The 17,610-nt window shown below is 46.1% G+C and carries 16 protein-coding genes and 2 pseudogenes; 9 read left to right on the top strand and 9 right to left on the bottom strand.

Going from position 1 to position 17,610, the window contains the following annotated elements:
• Positions 1–14 precede the first annotated feature (14 nt).
• From neuC to CX664_RS17430, 5 genes and pseudogenes are all read right to left on the bottom strand, one after another.
• Positions 15–1,181 carry a UDP-N-acetylglucosamine 2-epimerase gene (gene neuC / locus CX664_RS17450; RefSeq protein ID WP_101747976.1) on the bottom strand — a complete coding sequence of 389 codons (1,167 nt, stop codon included), beginning with the start codon at positions 1,179–1,181 and terminating at the stop codon, positions 15–17.
• Complete coding sequence (locus tag CX664_RS17445) at positions 1,174–2,328, bottom strand: LegC family aminotransferase (protein ID WP_101747975.1); 1,155 nt, start codon at positions 2,326–2,328, stop codon at positions 1,174–1,176. Before CX664_RS17445 ends, neuC begins: the two co-directional genes overlap by 8 nt.
• A 7-nt stretch (positions 2,329–2,335) precedes the next feature.
• A complete protein-coding gene (locus CX664_RS17440) occupies positions 2,336–3,526 on the bottom strand; it encodes a UDP-N-acetylglucosamine 4,6-dehydratase (protein ID WP_101747974.1) in 1,191 nt (396 codons plus the stop codon).
• Positions 3,527–4,030: 504 nt separating this feature from the next.
• Positions 4,031–4,888: pseudogene (locus CX664_RS17435) on the bottom strand (acyltransferase family protein); the annotation flags it as partial.
• Positions 4,889–5,214: 326 nt separating this feature from the next.
• The gene (locus CX664_RS17430) at positions 5,215–5,529 is read right to left on the bottom strand and encodes an HNH endonuclease signature motif containing protein (protein ID WP_101747972.1); all 315 of its coding nucleotides are present in this window, start codon (positions 5,527–5,529) and stop codon (positions 5,215–5,217) included.
• A gap of 614 nt (positions 5,530–6,143) precedes the next feature.
• On the opposite strand from CX664_RS17430, the gene CX664_RS17425 reads away from it, so the two are divergent.
• The gene (locus CX664_RS17425; RefSeq protein ID WP_101747971.1) at positions 6,144–6,329 is read left to right on the top strand and encodes a hypothetical protein; all 186 of its coding nucleotides are present in this window, start codon (positions 6,144–6,146) and stop codon (positions 6,327–6,329) included.
• A gap of 427 nt (positions 6,330–6,756) precedes the next feature.
• Here the strand turns inward: CX664_RS17425 and CX664_RS17415 are convergent, their stop codons facing one another.
• Positions 6,757–7,122: a HepT-like ribonuclease domain-containing protein gene (locus CX664_RS17415; RefSeq protein ID WP_101747970.1), complete on the bottom strand. Its 366-nt coding sequence runs from the start codon at positions 7,120–7,122 to the stop codon at positions 6,757–6,759.
• Positions 7,119–7,409: a nucleotidyltransferase family protein gene (locus CX664_RS17410; protein WP_101747969.1), complete on the bottom strand. Its 291-nt coding sequence runs from the start codon at positions 7,407–7,409 to the stop codon at positions 7,119–7,121. Before CX664_RS17410 ends, CX664_RS17415 begins: the two co-directional genes overlap by 4 nt.
• A 229-nt stretch (positions 7,410–7,638) precedes the next feature.
• Between CX664_RS17410 and CX664_RS17400 the strand changes: the two genes are divergently transcribed.
• From CX664_RS17400 to CX664_RS17370, 7 genes are all read left to right on the top strand, one after another.
• Positions 7,639–7,824: a hypothetical protein gene (locus tag CX664_RS17400; protein ID WP_101747967.1), complete on the top strand. Its 186-nt coding sequence runs from the start codon at positions 7,639–7,641 to the stop codon at positions 7,822–7,824.
• A gap of 179 nt (positions 7,825–8,003) precedes the next feature.
• Positions 8,004–8,852, top strand: coding sequence for an REP-associated tyrosine transposase (locus tag CX664_RS17395; RefSeq protein ID WP_101747966.1), 849 nt, complete (start codon positions 8,004–8,006; stop codon positions 8,850–8,852).
• Positions 8,853–9,496: 644 nt separating this feature from the next.
• Entirely contained in the window at positions 9,497–10,294 is a 798-nt protein-coding gene (locus tag CX664_RS17390; RefSeq protein WP_101747965.1) for a hypothetical protein, read from the top strand.
• Positions 10,295–10,392: 98 nt separating this feature from the next.
• The gene (locus CX664_RS17385) at positions 10,393–11,022 is read left to right on the top strand and encodes a type I-E CRISPR-associated protein Cas6/Cse3/CasE (protein WP_101747964.1); all 630 of its coding nucleotides are present in this window, start codon (positions 10,393–10,395) and stop codon (positions 11,020–11,022) included.
• 130 nt (positions 11,023–11,152) lie between these two features.
• The gene (locus tag CX664_RS17380; protein ID WP_146000104.1) at positions 11,153–13,435 is read left to right on the top strand and encodes a helicase C-terminal domain-containing protein; all 2,283 of its coding nucleotides are present in this window, start codon (positions 11,153–11,155) and stop codon (positions 13,433–13,435) included.
• The gene (locus tag CX664_RS17375) at positions 13,426–14,190 is read left to right on the top strand and encodes a hypothetical protein (RefSeq protein WP_146000103.1); all 765 of its coding nucleotides are present in this window, start codon (positions 13,426–13,428) and stop codon (positions 14,188–14,190) included. The genes CX664_RS17380 and CX664_RS17375 overlap by 10 nt, the downstream gene beginning before the upstream one ends.
• 108 nt (positions 14,191–14,298) lie before the next feature.
• A complete protein-coding gene (locus CX664_RS17370) occupies positions 14,299–15,423 on the top strand; it encodes a hypothetical protein (protein ID WP_101747961.1) in 1,125 nt (374 codons plus the stop codon).
• 221 nt (positions 15,424–15,644) lie between these two features.
• Here CX664_RS17370 and CX664_RS26525 read toward each other — a convergent pair whose 3' ends face one another.
• The gene (locus tag CX664_RS26525; protein ID WP_180966535.1) at positions 15,645–15,866 is read right to left on the bottom strand and encodes a hypothetical protein; all 222 of its coding nucleotides are present in this window, start codon (positions 15,864–15,866) and stop codon (positions 15,645–15,647) included.
• 406 nt (positions 15,867–16,272) lie between these two features.
• Here CX664_RS26525 and CX664_RS27825 point away from each other — a divergent pair, with 406 nt between their 5' ends.
• Entirely contained in the window at positions 16,273–16,401 is a 129-nt protein-coding gene (locus tag CX664_RS27825; RefSeq protein WP_276328498.1) for a hypothetical protein, read from the top strand.
• A gap of 828 nt (positions 16,402–17,229) precedes the next feature.
• Here CX664_RS27825 and CX664_RS27540 read toward each other — a convergent pair.
• Positions 17,230–17,334, bottom strand: a pseudogene (locus tag CX664_RS27540) (branched-chain amino acid ABC transporter permease LivH); the annotation flags it as partial.
• Between the last annotated feature and the right edge of the window lie 276 nt (positions 17,335–17,610).

Here is a 17,610-nt window from a genome sequence, read left to right as displayed (position 1 = left end):
CCATTAACAGTAAATTAATATTTTATCTCAAGGTCAAAAAAAGTCTTTTTAATAAGATTTTCCAGAGGATGATTAATAATAGTTTCAAGAATTTTCTCTGATGAATCCCCTTTTCCGTATGGGTTGTGTGATTTTTTGCATTCTTGTCGGAAGTCGGGGTTCATTATTTTCTTCATGCCCGACTCAATTTCATTTTCACTATCACCACAGTTAATAACTGTATTGCCAAATATACGGCCTTTTTGTCGATCACCGATATTTAATGTAGGGGTGCCGAAAGTTGGGGTTTCAATAAGGCCACTAGAAGAGTTACCAATTACCGCATCACAAAATTTCATTGCACTTAGGTAACGCAATTGCCCTAAGGATTGCACTAGTTGCACCCTTTCCGGATTATCTCTTTTGTATGCCTCAAGAAGCTCAATAAGTTTTCTTCCGTGGGTGTCAGCATTGGGGTAAGTGATAATTAGTTGATGCTCAGGGTATCTATCAAGTACCGCTAATAAATTTGAAAGCGATGATATAGCTCCATCACTGGTTAGAGTAACCGGGTGATACGTTACCAGAAAAAAGCGGGAATCTATTTCAATTCCGATAGCTTTGGATAGCTCTTCTCTATTCAGTAGTGGTAGGCGTATTATGTTGTCAATTCCGGGGGCACCGTAGTTAAAAACGTTTTCCGGGTTTTCTCCAAGTTGAATGACTCTCTGACGGTATGCTTCTGTCGATGTGAAATGCAGATGAGCCATCTTTGTAATGGCATGTCGGAATGCTTCATCAATGGCACCTTCTGTTGTTTCCCCACCGTGCAGGTGGGCAACAGGCACCCTTGCCACCATAGCAGCCTGGGCAATTGCCAGTGCTTCAAACCTATCACCCAAGATGACCAATAAGTCTGGCTTTTGACGTTGTAACGCTTCTGAGGCACTTATCAGGGCAAGCCCCATGGATTTGGTGAGTCCAACAGGTGAATCTGAAGAAAGTAAGAATTCCATGCGCTCTGCTATAGGAAAACCATCTTGCTCTATTCGATCTATGGTGTAGCCAAACTCAGGCGAAAGGTGCATTCCGCCAACTAAAAGCTGCAGCTCTGCCTGGCTTGATTCATGAATCCCATTGATTACCCAGTAAAGCAGGCCGTACTCAGCTCGCGTGCCGGTAAATATCGCAATCTTACGCATTGAATGTTTCCGTTGGTGAACTTGGCAGATTAACCAGGCGTGCTTCTAACCATTCAGAGTTGGTAAGGTCTCCACGCAAGGCTTCTGTAAACATTGGTAAGCGGTGCATTAACGTCCATACTGGTCGGGTCATCACGCCTTGATCATTGGTTGCTTTCAGTAATTCATCTCGACTTCTCTTTTCTGGGCAAATAAGAGCATTAAGCCAATAATTTGAACTAGCGTAGTCAGGTTCTTCCACAAAGACATAATCGCTATTACAGAAGAATCTGGCGTAGTGAGTTGCCAGCTGACGTTTATTTGCAAGCATTGCAGGTAGCACTTCTAGCTGAGCACAGCCAAGTGCTGCATTTATATTTGGCAACCGGTAGTTGAAACCTGGTTCGTCGTGGAAAAATTCGTATGGATGTGGACGTTTGGCTGTGGTAGTCACATGCTTTGCATGTTCACCTTCTGCCTCACTTCGGCATAAAAGCATGCCACCACCACCCGTGGTGATTACCTTGTTTCCATTGAAACTCAACGCACCAAATTGGCCAAATGTACCAGTATGTTGGCCTTTGTAAAATGAGCCCAAGCTTTCGGCGGCGTCTTCAATCAAAGCCAGATGCCACTGTTCACAGACTGTAATCAATTCATCCAATTTTGCAGGGTGGCCAAATGTATGCATAGGCATGGCAGCTTTAATAACTGCTCCGCTTGCTTTATGGCGACATTGACCACTATCGTCTATTTCAGCATTTCTTGTTAACCACTCCGACATTGCTTCTGGACACAGCCCAAGTGAAGCCCTTTCAATATCAATAAAAACGGGTTGAGCTCCAAGGTGGTAGAGTGCATTACAGGTGGCGACAAATGTCAATGCCTGAGTCAAGACAAGATCGCCGTGCTTAACACCAGCCAAGTAAAGTGCTGCATGTAAGGCGGCAGTTCCATTGACAGTGGCGACAGCTCTGGTACTGCCTGTATAAGCCTGTATTTGTTGTTCAAACTGATCAACAAACTTACCAACGCTTGATACAAAGGTGCTTTCAATGGTTTGCAGAACATAGTCCCTTTCATTACCTGCGAAAGTCGGCGCATGAAGGGGAATAAACTCGTTGGTCCGGTATATGTCCCTGATAAATTCAATAAGCTGTTGGTTCACTGTAGCCTCACATCTTACTATCAAGGTATTTGCCGGTTTCTTTATGGCCGAAGTCTGGAATCATTTGATGGAAAAGGTCTACGATATTTTGCTTGCCCCAGCAGAGGTCTGCTTTCATCGAGTTAATTTGCCTCTCGAATAAATACAACAGTTCAGAGTTAAACTCTGCCTCGTTTTTGATAATTCCAAGGCTTTCGAAACGTTCCATATCAAGAACTTCTGATTCTGTGAAAAACTCTTCAAAATCTTTTTCGCCTGTTGTATCACTTTTGGTGAAAAGGCAGGGCCATTTATCTTTTTCGATTGGTGATTTTGCCAGCTCCCGTGCTTCCTCTTCAGTCTTGCAAAGTAATGGTTCTAACCCTTTTTGTGCAAGATAGCGTACAGCTATATCTGCGAAGGTTATGAGATGAAGATTTTCGCTCAGCTTAGGAAAGAATATGTCCCTATTTTCACCAAAGATACAGGACATAAGGCATAGCTGCCCTGACTCTTGGGGAGTTACAAAATATCGTTTAATGTCGTTAGGAGCAACGATAGGTTGTGTCTTTTCTAATCGTTGATTAAAACCATGTAACAAGGAACCATCAGAAAATGCCACGTTAGCAAAACGCGCAGTTGATATAGGGATTTCCAGGCTCCGACGCATAAGGAACATTTCCATTATGCGTTTGGAAGCTCCCATCATATTTACAGGATTTGCAGCTTTGTCCGTTGAAACACAGAAGTATTTTTTTACCCCTGCGTCAATAGATTGTTGTAAGGTTTTGTCTGTATTAAACACGTTTACATCAATCATGCGCATTAGCGTGTAGGGGTCTTTTTCACTTCTAACATGCTTGAGGGCCGACAAGTTTAGTACATAGTCAAACTGGCCATCGGCTTTTATGAACGCGTCATATTCAATTGAACCAATATCTAATGCGAATGTTTGGAAATCACCCTCAATATAACCAAAAGAGCTGCGAATATCTCGAACCAGCTCTACAAGATTATTTTCGCTAATATCTACGACATGAAGTTTTTCGGGGTTACGTTTAAAGATCTCTTTTGTTACGGCTTGGCCGATGGAACCAGCTGCGCCAAGAACAAGAAAACGTGATTTCTGAACTATACGCTTAAGTTCCGCCTCGTGCTTTGCTATATCATTGGTAAATAAAGCATTTGAGCGACCGATTAGCGACAACAAATCTCGCATATTTGTCTCCAGTTAAACTAATAAACATATATGGCTCCGTTTTTGTATTTTGAAATTTACGCCAACCTATCATCAAACCTTTCAACTACAAAACCAGGCTCATAAAACCGGGGTCTTTCATCGTGCATAACTGAATAATTAGTCTACTTTTCCAGTTCCACTAATAAAAATGAAGTTTTGGAAATGAGCAGGCCACTATGAATTGAGTACGCCGGTACGGTAACTGTTCAAAAACCACTGGTAAAAGTAAAGAACGATAGTACACTATATTGCTATGACTGCACTGCGTATATGTTGCACTATAGTTTTCCAGTACTTTTTGAGCAGTTACCCGAAGCCTTGATGAAATTTCTATAACAGTAAACTTTTATAGAAATATCTGAGAGTTTAGGGTTTCCACAAAAAAAACGGCAGAAACTAGGATTAAATTTATTAGGTGTGCATTTGCAAATTGGCTAAAACCCAGGAGCGTCAAATGTTAGTGCAGACAATTTTTTTTACTTTCTAAAACCACTTAAAACCCACCCTGTTTTTAATATTAATAACCAGTGAAATAATTAAAAATGCGAAAGTTGTATAAATTACTGAGAATATGAAACTTTTATCCTTTAAAGCAATGTCAATCCCACCAATTCTGGTTAATAGAAAGGTAAGAAGTGCAAATGCAAAGACATGTAGAGGAAAAAACCAAAGTGTGTTTTTTGAAAGATATGTAAATGTTTTGTTCTGATTAACTGAAAAGCTAATCAGAATTGTCAGTAAAATACCGAGTAGTGCATTGATAAAAAATAGAGGAATATTGGCAAACATTAATGTATTTACATCTACTCGCCCATTGACTTCTGATAAAAAGATTAAAAGTAGAAACGTAACTATGATGGATGCGTATCTTTTTATACCAGAATCTAGAGCTAGTGGTATTATTTTGGGTAACTGATTTCTTATCGCTTTGCCTAAACTGAAAAAGAAGATCATCGTTAATGCTACATCGATTCCCCATGGCAAACGAAGCTTCAAAAATGTAAACGCCAGCATGGCCGAGGCCGAGGTAATAAGTGCGCCTAAAATTCCCTGTGTGGCCGTAAATTTGTTAAACATTACAGCGATGATATGGGTTGAAATTAGCGCAGGAAAAAACCACATTGGAGCATTAAAAAAGAATTCGTTTTGGTAATTGCTTCCAATTACAAACGCTTTAACAATATCGTAACAATCTACTTGTACTGGCGAGAATCGGTTCGCTATCAGCCAATAGCAATATGAAATCAGCAAAAAGAACATATATGGAATCATTAGTTTTTTCCATATATTCTTTGCTGTTTCATTCAGTGACTGTATTTTACTCAGGTATCCACTAGCGAAAAAAAAAGAGGGACATGGAAACTATATATAAAATTAATGATTACACCTTTTACTGCTGGCGCATGATCTAATACTATTAAAATGATGCCAATAGCCTTTAAATCATCCAGCCAATGTAATCTATTTTCCATATAAGAAAATCAGGGTCAGGTCTTTCATGAAAATCAGGGTCAGGTCTTTCATTATGCACATCATTTGACGTTTAAATGATAAGTAAAGATATTCGCACATGAGCCCATGTTTCAGCTTTACAGCTTCAGTTTTATATATAAATTCTGAGGAGCACTGCTTCAGTGCTCCTACTTAATAGATTTAACTTTTGATATTTATTGGCAAGACCAAGGGAAAGTATCACCCTTTCGCCGGTTATTTTCCCACTGTAGAGGTTGTAGGTTGTCCAGATCATCAGTCCCACCTTTAGAAGAAGGACGGATGTGGTCAATTTCCCAACCATGCTCCGAATCTGTATTGCCATGCTCAGAGTACTTCATAACATTGCCGCACATATCCCAGCGCCATAAATTTGAGTCATACTCTTTGCCATTCTGAATTATTTTTTTGCCCTTATTCCAAACAGCACGCTTTCCTTCCTCTTCTACACCTTCAAATGGGTATTTATATGAAGCATATTGGTATGCCATTTTACTTCTCCTTTCTTTTGTAAAAAATCGGGGTCAAAAATCGGGGTCACAAAAACACCCAAAAGCCGGGGTCATATATGGTCCGCCCCGCATTGCAAGGAAAAAACCGGGGTCATATATGGTCCGCCCCGCTTTGCAAGGAAAAGTTTTCCATCATGACTAAAGAGTAATGCTTCCATATATCCGGCCTTTGGGGTGAGGTCTCAATGCCTCTGGCCCTGATGGAATCCGCTCACTCCCACCTCATCAGGTCTTCGGCCTCTATGGGCCCTGACCCCGGTCAGGTTCAAGGGAATGCAGGTCTTACCTTTTATGCCATCATTTGAACTTTATCCACGTAACTCGTTGCAGGCTTCTTACACTGATTAACCGCTTTTGCTTTTCTTGTCTAACGACAACTGTTTAATATTTTGATACCTGTGCTCATGCTGCTGCCTTGTACGGCTCTTGCTTGGTTAAAAAACCGGGGTCAAAAAACCGGGGCAAAAAACCGGGGTCAGGTCTTTCATCGTGCATTTCCGACCTAAAAAAAACCGGGGTCAGGTCTTTCATCGTGCATTTCCGACCTAATGGACTACTTTTTCAATTTCTGAATAAATATAAAAGTGGTACCAATGAACAAAAAACAACGTGAAAGAATGGCTGCGCTTAGCTGCGATCTTGTAAAGCTTCCTTTGGGTGGGGCTGTTTTATACCCGATCTTTCAGGAAAACATGATTGCTGCTATTGTCTTCCTTGGTTTGGCCACCTCACTGGCCCTTGTCTATCTGGCTTTGCTTCTGGAGTCTGACCATGATTGAGATGAACGCTTTCGCCTGGACTCTGGCTATTTTCTTTACCACTGTCTGTGCACTGGTGATCTGGGTTAAGTACCTGAACCATAAGGATCATAAAAAATAGTCGGTGGTGCCAGGTCTTTCATATCTGTCTTGATGGTCTACTTTTTACTCTTCATAAATAGAAAATGAAGTAACAGGATATGAGCAGGCCATTAAGAATTCAGTATGCAGGGGCACTATATCATGTGACCTCTCGCGGTAATGAACGCAGAGCCATTTACCGTGAAGACGCAGACTTTCAGCTGTAAAAAATCGGGGTCAAAATCGGGGTCACAAAATCGGGGTCCAAAATCGGGGTCACAAAATCGGGGTCAGGTCTTTCATTATGCATATTCATCGTCGTGAATTATCAAAAATGAGCTATTCCACAACAGGTGCTCACTCTCATTTATTCAATTGATTCAATTAATTTCTGAACTCTGCTTGCTAATGCAGGCAAATCATTCTGAATGGTTTGCCAGACAATGGGAAGGTCAACTTTAAAGTAGCCATGAGTAAGGGCATTTCTCATTTCATAGGCATAAATAAAAGGTACCTCTTTGTGATCTTTCACAAACTGAGGAAAGTGTTTATCAACGTTGTTGCTGGCTTCACCAATAATTTCAAGGTTTCGGATGACTGCATCCTGAACAAGCGTGTTTTCGTAAAATTCTTGTTCACTCTTCAAATCAGCGATGTACGCTTGTATTCGCCCCACTGCCTCAACGATGTGAGATAGATATTCCACTAGCCTCAGTGCATTTTTCCCTTTCATATGGGCTTTGCCTGCGAAAGGACTTTATCTCTGATCGTGTCTGAAAGTGAGCCAGGAGTCAGGATGTCGACTTCTACACCAGTTAACTGCTTGAGTTTGTGACGGATCGCTCCGATATCAAACAGGGTCATGTCCTGGCCCGGGTCAATCAGTATATCCAGGTCACTGGTTTCGGTGTCGGTTTCATTCAATACAGAGCCAAATACCCGGGCATTAGCCGCTTTATGTTCTTTTATAACGGCTTTGATCTTTGCCCGGTATTTTTTTAATGCTGCCGATGGTCTCATGGGTTGCCTCAGCCAGTAGTCGTTTCTATATCTACTCTAACATATCTATTTGTATTGTCTTCTTTGCTCTGGCCACCTCACTGGCCTTTGTCTATCTGGCTTTGCTTATGGAGTCTAATCATGATTTAGATAAAAAGACAAAGGGAAACCGGGGTCAGGTCTTTCATCGTGCATTTCCGACCTAATGGACTACTTTTTCAATTTCTGAATAAATATAAAAGTGGTACCAATGAACAAGAAACAACGTGAAAGAATGGCTGCGCTTAGCTGCGATCTTGTAAAGCTTCCTTTGGGTGGGGCTGTTTTATACCCGATCTTTCAGGAAAACATGATTGCTGCTATTGTCTTCTTTGGTTTGGCCACCTCACTGGCCCTTGTCTATCTGGCTTTGCTTCTGGAGTCTGACCATGATTGAGATGAACGCTTTCGCCTGGACTCTGGCTATTTTCTTTACCACTGCCTGTGCACTGGTGATCTGGGTTAAGTACCTGAACCATAAGGATCATAAAAAATAGTCGGTGGTGCCAGGTCTTTCATATCTGTCTTGATGGTCTACTTTTTACTCTTCATAAATAGAAAATGAAGTAACAGGATATGAGCAGGCCATTAAGAATTCAGTATGCAGGGGCACTATATCATGTGACCTCTCGCGGTAATGAACGCAGAGCCATTTACCGTGAAGACGCAGACTTTCAGCTGTTTCTCAATACGCTGGCCGAAGTTTGTGAAAGGTTTAACTGGGTAATCCACTCATTTTGCCTGATGACCAACCATTATCATCTGGTGGTGGAAACACCGGATGCCAATCTTTCTAAAGGTATGCGCCAACTTAACGGTGTGTATACGGTTCGCTTTAATCGTAAGAGAGGCAGAGTCGGTCATCTTTTCCAGGGGCGATACAAAGCCATTCTTGTGGACAAAGACGCTTATCTTATGGAGCTGAGCCGGTACGTCGTGTTAAACCCGGTCAGAGCCAAAATGGTCAAGTCCCCGGATGAGTGGCCATGGAGCAGTTACTGCTATGCCACCGGGTTATTCGATTCTCCAACCTGGTTGGCGACGGATGCTACGCTTCGCTATTTTGGCGGCAACCGTGACGACGCCATTTTCAAGTTTGCCCAGTTTGTCGCCGAAGGCGTTGGCGTTAATATCTGGGAGCATCTTAAGCAGCAGATCTATCTGGGTGACGATAATTTCATCAATAGTCAGTTGGCTTATAAACCTAAAGGGAACGCTGCTCTTTTTGAAGTACCCCATAAGCAGCGGCGGAAAACAGCACCACCCATCAGCTACTTTATGGAAACTGCCGGTCATCGTGATGAGGCAATTTTTTCTGCCTATCAATCCGGTGGCTATAGCCTTACCGAGATTGCTGATTATGTTGGCCTGCACTATACAACAGTCAGCCGGATAGTGCGCAAAACTGCTGGTGACTACGCATGAGATGTCAGCGGTAAAAGTGCGCTGGCGTAGGCTTTTTATTTTGCAAAGACGCTACCGCCCGTCGAATTAGGGGTATTTATCGAAACAACCAAGGTTAAATTGTGTGCATGGGTACTTTCTTGCGGTTTGTTGCGTGCTTGATGCTATAAACCGCACTATCTGGCTAATAGGAAAACACCCGGTGGCTAAACCATTGGGTTGAACAGGCAGATAGGAAAAATTATGATCTGGCCATTTGAAGGCCTGTGATGACGGTGGCAAATTGTACGTTGATCCATAGGTAAATCAATAGGCGACAATGTGATACTCTATTCGAAGATATACTCGCTGGTGATGTGTTTTCCGTACTCATGTTTCAGGCTGATGACCTTCTGATGCCAGTAGCTGCAGATTTTTTGAAAATTTCTGGAGTGGTTTTTGTGGCTAAAATGGCCTGAATTATGGACCCTTTTTTATTAGACGATGTTTATCTATTGAACAAAGTGGTTGTGACTTAGAGTTATTAGTTCCTTCGGATGCTGCCCGCTTTCCGAAAAAGATTGCCGCCATCTTTTACGGGCGGCGGGAAGCGTTCTTCACTTCGGTAAAATGCATAAATTTCATGTACACTCTGCCCTTTTTTTAAAACGCCCCGGGCAGTGGTAATGGATGGTATAGATTTTCTCTGGCAGCAGGTTACCAGCCAGATGGCGGATGAAATGCAGCTTGTGGACAGCCGCGCAAATGACGATGCCATCAGCTGTTATTGCTGCGGCAGGCCATCGGGTGAATGGGGTGTGCCTTATTATCAGCTGCGTGTTGATACCTATTTGCAAACGGATGTACCCATCTGTGCTCCCTGTAATGCCCTGTTTCATGGCTCCTACCGGTATATGGGTATTGAGAAAGGTACGCCTGAAAAGCCGCTGGTGCCCGGTAAGCTGGGTATGCTGGTTGGTTGTGGTTTGATTGTGACGCAACAGCGGAACCTTTTGTTAACCAACCCTGGCTGGGATAAACGACTCAGGGTAGCGACTCAGCCGCTGTTTGAGTTGCACCAGGTCAGTGGTATAGGTGCCATGGAGTATGCCTGCCACTTGATTGGTGGACTCAGTGAGGAGGCGTTTCCACTTTTGTATATTTCGGATATTGGCAGGAAGAAAGCAGAGTTGGTGACGAACCTGAAACTGACCCTGAGCAAGGCGCAGATTCAGGTCTGTTCCGGTGAGTTGGTGTTTCGGACTAATACGGAGCTGTTAGATGCCATACGGGAAATGCAGCAGGCCGATAAAAGTGGCTGGAAAAAGCTGGAGCGTTTTATCGTCAACGGTTGCCATGGTCGTATAGCGCCCAGTGATGAAGGGCTCCATGCGTTCCTCTCGGACAATCCAGAAGCGTTGGCGATTGCCAGACGTTTGCCTGCTGATCCCCATGAAAAGCTTCAGTTGATGAAAATTGTATAGGAAGGAGCGCTTCCCGCTGCCCGCCTCCCGCTGCCCGAAAAAGATAAGCTCAGTGCTTTTACGGGCAGCGGGGAGCGGGCGGCGGGAAGCGACAAAAAATGATATATGAATTTGTTGTGCGCAGTGAGACGCCACCTTATCAAGTTTATAAATTGCATCAGGAGGTGATAGATGTGGTTTGTGGTGGTGGGCTTGGGTTGAATAAGGAAGCTGCCCGGCCGCTTTGGCGTTCCCATCCCTCTGTTAAAAGCAGTAGCGGTGGCAGTTTGCTGCTGGTTCGTTCTTCGGAGCCGCCTTTGGGTGAGGTGAGCAGGGTAAAGGAGCAGGCTGTTCGTTTTGAGGCGGGTGAGCTGCGGAAATTTAACTGTCGGTTGAACCTTTCCAGCCGTGTTTGGGTGGAGCAGCACGGTTGTTTAACCAAAGATCTGAATAAAGGGCTGGAACAAGATCGGGAAAAATGCCGCAAGAAAGTAGAGAAGAGTCTTGCCCCATCGGAGGTGGAACCCTGGCTCAGGCTTCTGCTTAATCAGAACGGAATGACGCTGCAGAATGCCGCTATTGTCAGCCAGAACCGGGTGCAGTTGAAACAGCGCCACTTCTTTATTAATGCGGCGGATATTGTCTTTGTTGCCCGTGTTGCTGACCCGAAGCTGGCAGAAGAGGCTTATTGTCGGGGCATTGGGCGGAAACGGGCGTTTGGCTTTGGGCTGTTGGTAGAGGCGGAATGAAAAGCTTTTTCACCACAAAGGCACAAAGACACAAAGGAAGACTTCTTTTGTTTGCTGCGCGTCGCGCAGGCAAACCCAAAAAACCTTTGTGTCTTTGTGCCTTTGTGGTTCAAAAAAAGAACCGGATGCTATGACGAACCATAATGATCTCACTCTGACCAACCTAATAGACCGCATTTTTACGGAAGGCGGGCTGCTGTCAGAGTTGTACGGCATGGAGTACCGGGAGCAGCAGCACCATTATGCCCTGGACGTTTGCCGGTGGCTTCAGCTGGAACAACCCTCGGTGGCCATGCTGGAAGGGGAAACCGGCATTGGCAAAAGCCTTGCCTATTTGTTGCCCCTGGCGGTTCATCTTTCGTTGACCGGCCAGCGGGCGCTGATCTCTACTTATACGGTGCATCTGATTCATCAGCTGAACGATGATAAGGAGAAGGTCCGGCGTATTCTTCAGCATCTTCAGCTGCGGCCGGTGACGGTGGCTAACCGTCTGGGCCGGGCTCAGTATATTTCCGCCAGTCGCTTGTTGGCACTGGCAGAAACCACCGATGGTGTCGCCAGTAAACAGCAACTGCTGGCACTGCATAAGAAAATCAGCAAGCAGTATGGCCCCCATATTTATGTGAAATACTGGTCGGAAAATGCCGCCGGTGTTAACCCGGGCGATACGGCCTCGGCCATTGCCCTGACGGAACATTGCTCCGCCGACGATGCCTACTGGTACCATGCCGACTGTGAAGCGGCCAGCCATTCAGATATTGTTTTGACCAGTCATACCTGCTCGATGCTTTATGCGAGAGGGATTCCCGTCTTTAAGGGAGAGCCTTCAAACCCCGTTCGTCCTGAGCCTGTCGAAGGGCGTGAACTCCGAACCCATGTGCCGTACCAGGCATCCTTCGACTCCGCTCAGGATGAACGGAGATCAGATTCAAATGGTAGAAATAATTTAAGAATGGTTTCTGAAAAGGTGGGCTTCGCATACTTGATCACCGATGAAGCCGACCGGATGCCGGAAGCGGCGGAGAGTATTTTACGGCTGCGCAGTTCTCCACGACGGATTTCGTCTATTCTGCAAGAGTTGTATGAGGAGGCTGGCTGGAAAAGTAGCGACACCAAAAAGGCGTGCCAGTCTTTGCTGGGTTTGCAGCAGGTGCTGGATGAGACCGGCAACCTGTTTACCGATACCCGCTGTGTGTTATCGAAAGAGCTACCCGCTCATGCCAGCCTGAATTATATCCAGTCCATTAAAGAGGTGATGAGTTGCCTGCAGCCTCTGCTGGGTAAGACAGGGGCGAATATGCCCTCCGGCAGTGAAGCTTCTGCGGATAAAATCAATGCGGTTAAAGGGTTTTATCAATCGCTGAATAATGTACTGAACGATAAAAAGCAGGCCAATTGCATTGCCTGGTCGCCGGTCAACCGGCAGGGCTCCATTGCTATTGATGAACCCTTTGCCGGGCTGACCTTTAGCAAGTTTGTGCGGGGCATTTCTTCTTCAGGCGCTTTAGGCAAGCATGGCGATCACCAGCCACCGCTGTCGGTAATGCTGACCTCCGGCACCCTCGGGCTTTCTGGCAAGAGTGGGCTGGCCCGTTATACGCCCATTCGTTCGGCCCTGGGATTAAAGGAGTCCGATGTGAAAATCTGGGGGCATTATGCGCCGAAACAGTACGGTGATATTCGCTTTATCCTGGCTGGTGAGGTTGCCAGACCCTTTGCTTCGGACTCTGCTTCGGACTCTCTTTCTGACAAGAGCGAGATAGACGACGCCCGATATAATGAAGCCTGGCTGGATTATACCGCTCGTATGCTGTTGGCTGCGGTTGCCTCGGGTGCGACGCTCTGCCTCTGCCCGTCGTTCAATGAGGTGAAGGAGTTGCAGGATCGCCTGGCGGATCAGTCGGCCCTGGCTTTTCATAATAAAGGCACTCGGTTGGATAACCTGATTGAGCAGCTGCAAGGCGGAGAGATTCAGGCCATTGTTACCCCATCCGCCTGGGAGGGGGTCAGCATCCGGCAGAAGAATGGACGACAGTTGTTAAAAAATATTATGGTCACGCGGATTCCTCTCCAGCCGCCCAACGAGGTGACGGAAAATACCTTTGTTGCCCGATATCTTGAACAGGGGCGAGGCCGGGACGATGCGCTGAAAACCCTGTATGGCCGGATTCGTGACCGCGGCCTGCGTAAATTCCAGCAGGGCTTGATTGGCCGTGGCATTCGCGCCAATAACGACAGCATTACCGCCTGGGTGGCGGACCCGAGGATTGGGCCGGACCGGCAGCACCGGTTGAAGGGTGTGATCCCGGAACGGTTTGCCAGTGAGTATGATAATGCCCGTTTGTTCGGTGCCGATGGCGTGATCACCCGGCCAGCAGTGGCAAAACCACGGGAGGTACTGGCATGGCTATGATGAAACCCTTTGAGCTGACCTTTGAGCTCGGTTCCAATATCACCCTCCGGGACAGCGCCATACACATGGATGGTCTTTTATCCAATGTCTGCTTTCGCCATACCGGTTGTACCGAAAAGGCGCTGTCGATGCTGGATGATTTGCTGTTGTTTAATCAGGATTACGGCATTTATCACGCCAGTGCCCTGGCGTTTGGGGTGACGGCGAAGCAGTCCATTGTCGCCTGCACCCGACATTATGTGGGCAATATGCGCCATGGTGACGACCTGCGGGACGAGACCCTGCAACCGACCTGGATGAGAACCCCTGCCAGGGCGGAGCGGTATCGGAATGTTTATATCAAAGGGGGGCCGGAAAGACAGAGGCTGAATAAATACCAGGCTTACTATTCGCCTTACCTGGTTTTTCATGGTGTGGGTGATATCGCCCGTATTGAACGTCTGGTGCAGTTTTATTGTGCCCGTATCGGGGTGAATGCCAATTCCGGTTCGGGGACAGTTAAGCAGATGGCCATTAAGGAGATCGGGCAGGATTTTTCGTTTATTGATGCTCATGGGCAGGTGGCGAGGAATTTGCCGTGTTCTTTTTTGCGGGCAGCAGCTCAGGATGGTTCTTTGGAAGCGTCTGCCATGGGTGGTCTGGGTGCATTGGCCTCGGAGCCCTTGCCGGTGCGTGCGCCTTATTGGAAAACCCATCATCGTTTTTCGACGGTTGATGCGGTGGCGGTTGAGAAGGTTCGGCGGGTGGTGATTTAAATATACGCTTCCCGCTGCCCCGCCTCCCGCTTCCCGTAAAAGCATGCATCTTATCTTTTTCGGGAAGCGGGCAGCGGGAGGCGGGCAGCGATCAATTAAGGTATTAACATGGTAAACCTTTCAGCAAAGCGCCGTTCCATTTACTTTCGCGGGTATACAACTGCGATCTCAGGACTGGCGGTAAACCGGCCAGACGATAACTTTGCCTCACCCACCGGCACCAAAGACCTGCAACGGTTACCCAGGCTGGGGGCCAAGCTGGATCGTTCGCCAGTGTTCTTTCCGGGCACTCAGCTGCGCCATCGGATTCGTGAAGCATTGCTGAAGGGGGCATGCAAGGCCGCCGGTGGGCAACTGCCATTAAAAGACCACTTTATGTTAATTCAGGGCGTGGCCATTGGTGAGATGGCTAAGGAGCTGAGTTCGGTATCGATGGCTGGCATTGTGGAACGGGAAGGTGGCCTGCGCTCGGTAAACCCGTTGATCAGCCTGGGCGGGTTCTGGAAACATGCCGGAAGCCTGGGGGTAAACGACTGGATTCCGGTAGATTCTGACCAGCAGGTTTACTATCTGCACAGCAAAATGCGGGCGATGCCCCACAAACGGAATGAGGAACTGGTGGACCTGCTCTCGGATGATGATGTGGATAAGCTCAAGCGCATCATCAATGAAGATAGTGAGATTGCCCGCAAGGTTCGTGAAATAGAGGAAGAAATCAAGCAGGTGAAAAAGCGTTATGCAACCGCCTCGTCGATTGAGAAGAAACAGCTCGGTGACCAACTCAACAGACTTGAAGAGATCAAGTCGGGCATTAAGTCAGAAAAAGAAGGACCCACAGAAACCCTGGTAAGACCGGTGGAAGGCTATGAAGCCATCTGCCCTGGCACGGTGATGAAAAGCGGCATTGATATCACCCGGGCTAATGATCTTGACCTTGGCTTTGTCTTGTATGCGCTGAAACAGATCAGCAAACGGCCTTATGTGGGTGCTCATGCTGCGGACGGTAAAGGTGAGTTTGCCCTGGACTGGGAGGTGAAAACCTGGAGTGATGACCTGGAAGATCCCATAACCCTTGGCCGGGTTAAGGTTGGACTGCTGGATTTTGAGATTATTCCTGAGAATGGGCTTTCTACGCTTCAGGATGCGCTTGAGAAGGCGCAGGAGGCTTTTGTTGATCCCGGGAAGTATGGGTTGGATTTTACTGCGTTTAATCCACAGACGGCGGTGGCGTAAAAATACTTTCTGAAAAATAGCCTTTATCCATCAATGGGTTATTATTACGCCATTCCCTGCGAAAGCGGGGGTTAGCGGGAGGCCCCGTCTCTGGGTGAGCCTGTTTTTGTTGATTTCCCTGCGCAAGCGGGGGTTAGCGGGAAGGCCCATCACTGGGTAAGCCTGTTTTTGTTGATTTCCCTGCGCGAGCGGGGGGAAAGCGGTTAAATCTTCTGCAGCCTTCAGTTGCTGGCTGTGGAGGATTTAATCTTTATTTCAGCCGCCTGGTAGTAACTGTTTTCAAACCATTCCAGTGCCTTTTGAAAAGCCTGTTCGCCGTATCGGGCGCAACTGAAGCGTCGGGTTTGCACTGCGCTCTCCGCCTGATTCTGCGTTTTTGCAGAAAGACTCACCTGCCAACCGGTTTGGCCATCCTTGAGTGTGTATTTCTCGATTCCGATCATTTTGGTGTTGCCTCCCTTGATGGCTCCGAAGTTCAGGCAGTGTTCAGGCTCTGTTTTATTGCCAGGGCATCCTGATTGCTGACGGTGCGCGATTATTAACCATAGGCATTCTGCAAACATTGATACGTATCAATACTTACCATCATCCCAAATGCTTAAGCAAGGCCAATGCCATTTTTCCCGCGTTGGGGATGGGATACGGTTTCTTAACTTAGTACTATTGTCTTCTATTCAATCGTCTGCTGCGTTCAGCAGAAGCGATATCAAAGGAGACGTTGCTATGGATCGTATTCATCTGGCACAGGTACCCTGAAACAACCAGGGCAAGATTAGTTACTCCTCCATCCCGTCCATGGTGGTGCGGGTGATGGTGGCTGAGGAAGAGCTGTCGGTTCTGCAGCGATGGGTGAAACGGCACCATGATGTTCGGGATCGGTTGCATATTTCCGAACAGGAACTGGCGGGGCTGGAGGAGCATATTGCGGATTTGGAAGAGAAGTTAGTGGAGTGGCGGGCGTTGGTGGCGGAGGTGTGAAGGCTATGCCTTCATTCCCTGAAGTCTACCACTGCAACGGTTTCTTCACTGAGCATCGCCAGTTCATCATCCGTGATAAGTTCTGCTGCTGGTTCTGGATGCCAGACGGTGGCCCTGGTGATTGTTTATGGAACTCGTAAGTGGCGAAGGATTTATGAGAAGGGTGTTAAATTTGGATCTCGTCGAGCGGTTACTGGTGCTCAAAAGGATTAACTTTTGGTGGGTATGCTGAGTGGGCTTTAATTCTTCTGATGATATGAAATGAGGAATTAAGACGTTTGGATTTTAATCCTGCATCTTATCAAACGGAATAAATTAAAGATATGAGAACAAAATGAATCGCAATGGAATCCGCTTGATTAAAACCATCCTGATAATTATTAATTCGAATAACATTTAATTAATCGTAACAACCAATTCACAATATTTTTATTTAACACAGAAGCAGCGCCCACCATTCCCTACGGCATCATAATTGTGACCATCATTAAAGAACTGCTAACAATAAAACCTGATGAATCGACCTGATAATTTTCAAATCGCTTCCTGGCTTTTTATGTACCGAGTTAACATTCTAAAAAATAATTGATTAGCATTCCAAGCTAAACGATGCTTCCCACTGTACAACTCAGGGCCTTCCTATCTCAAGTTCAGGAGGAAATAAAAACATTACGCTTATATTACGACAACACAAAAAAACACCGTTCTATTTCTTGCAGGTTTTAGTCGCTTTCAGTAGCTTTTTAAAAGGCTAACGGCAATATAATGCCAATTGATTTCGCAGCCCTATTATAACTTTTTGTTTTTAAAATAATTCCCGTTATCAGGTATCGCATAGACCATGGTATACCCGATTGCTATCAGAGCGTACGTACTACCGATCGTTAATCCGTTAAGTAGTTGTTGAATAAAGTAAAATCCACTTTCACCCATAAAATGTACCTCTTTTCTTATTTTATTCTGGGCTAACCAATTACCGGCTTTCTTCGTTGTTTTTATATGTAAGTAGTTGGCCAAATGGAATCGTATTTTCTGGCTAAGTGGGCAGTTACTATGCAAGGCACAACGTAGGGAGCATAGCCGTAGCTATGTGACCGTAGTTGTAACGCCGCACGACTGCATGGATGCAGGAGCTAGAGCAACGCAGGAGCAGTTGCCGGGAGTGACTGTCCACTTAGTCAGAAAATACGATTTCATTTGGTTAACTAC

It is taken from the genome of Endozoicomonas acroporae, from assembly GCF_002864045.1.
In the GTDB taxonomy this organism is placed as follows: domain Bacteria; phylum Pseudomonadota; class Gammaproteobacteria; order Pseudomonadales; family Endozoicomonadaceae; genus Endozoicomonas; species Endozoicomonas acroporae.
Note: the sequence above shows the minus strand (reverse complement) of the source record. Positions and strands in the feature narration are given on the sequence as shown.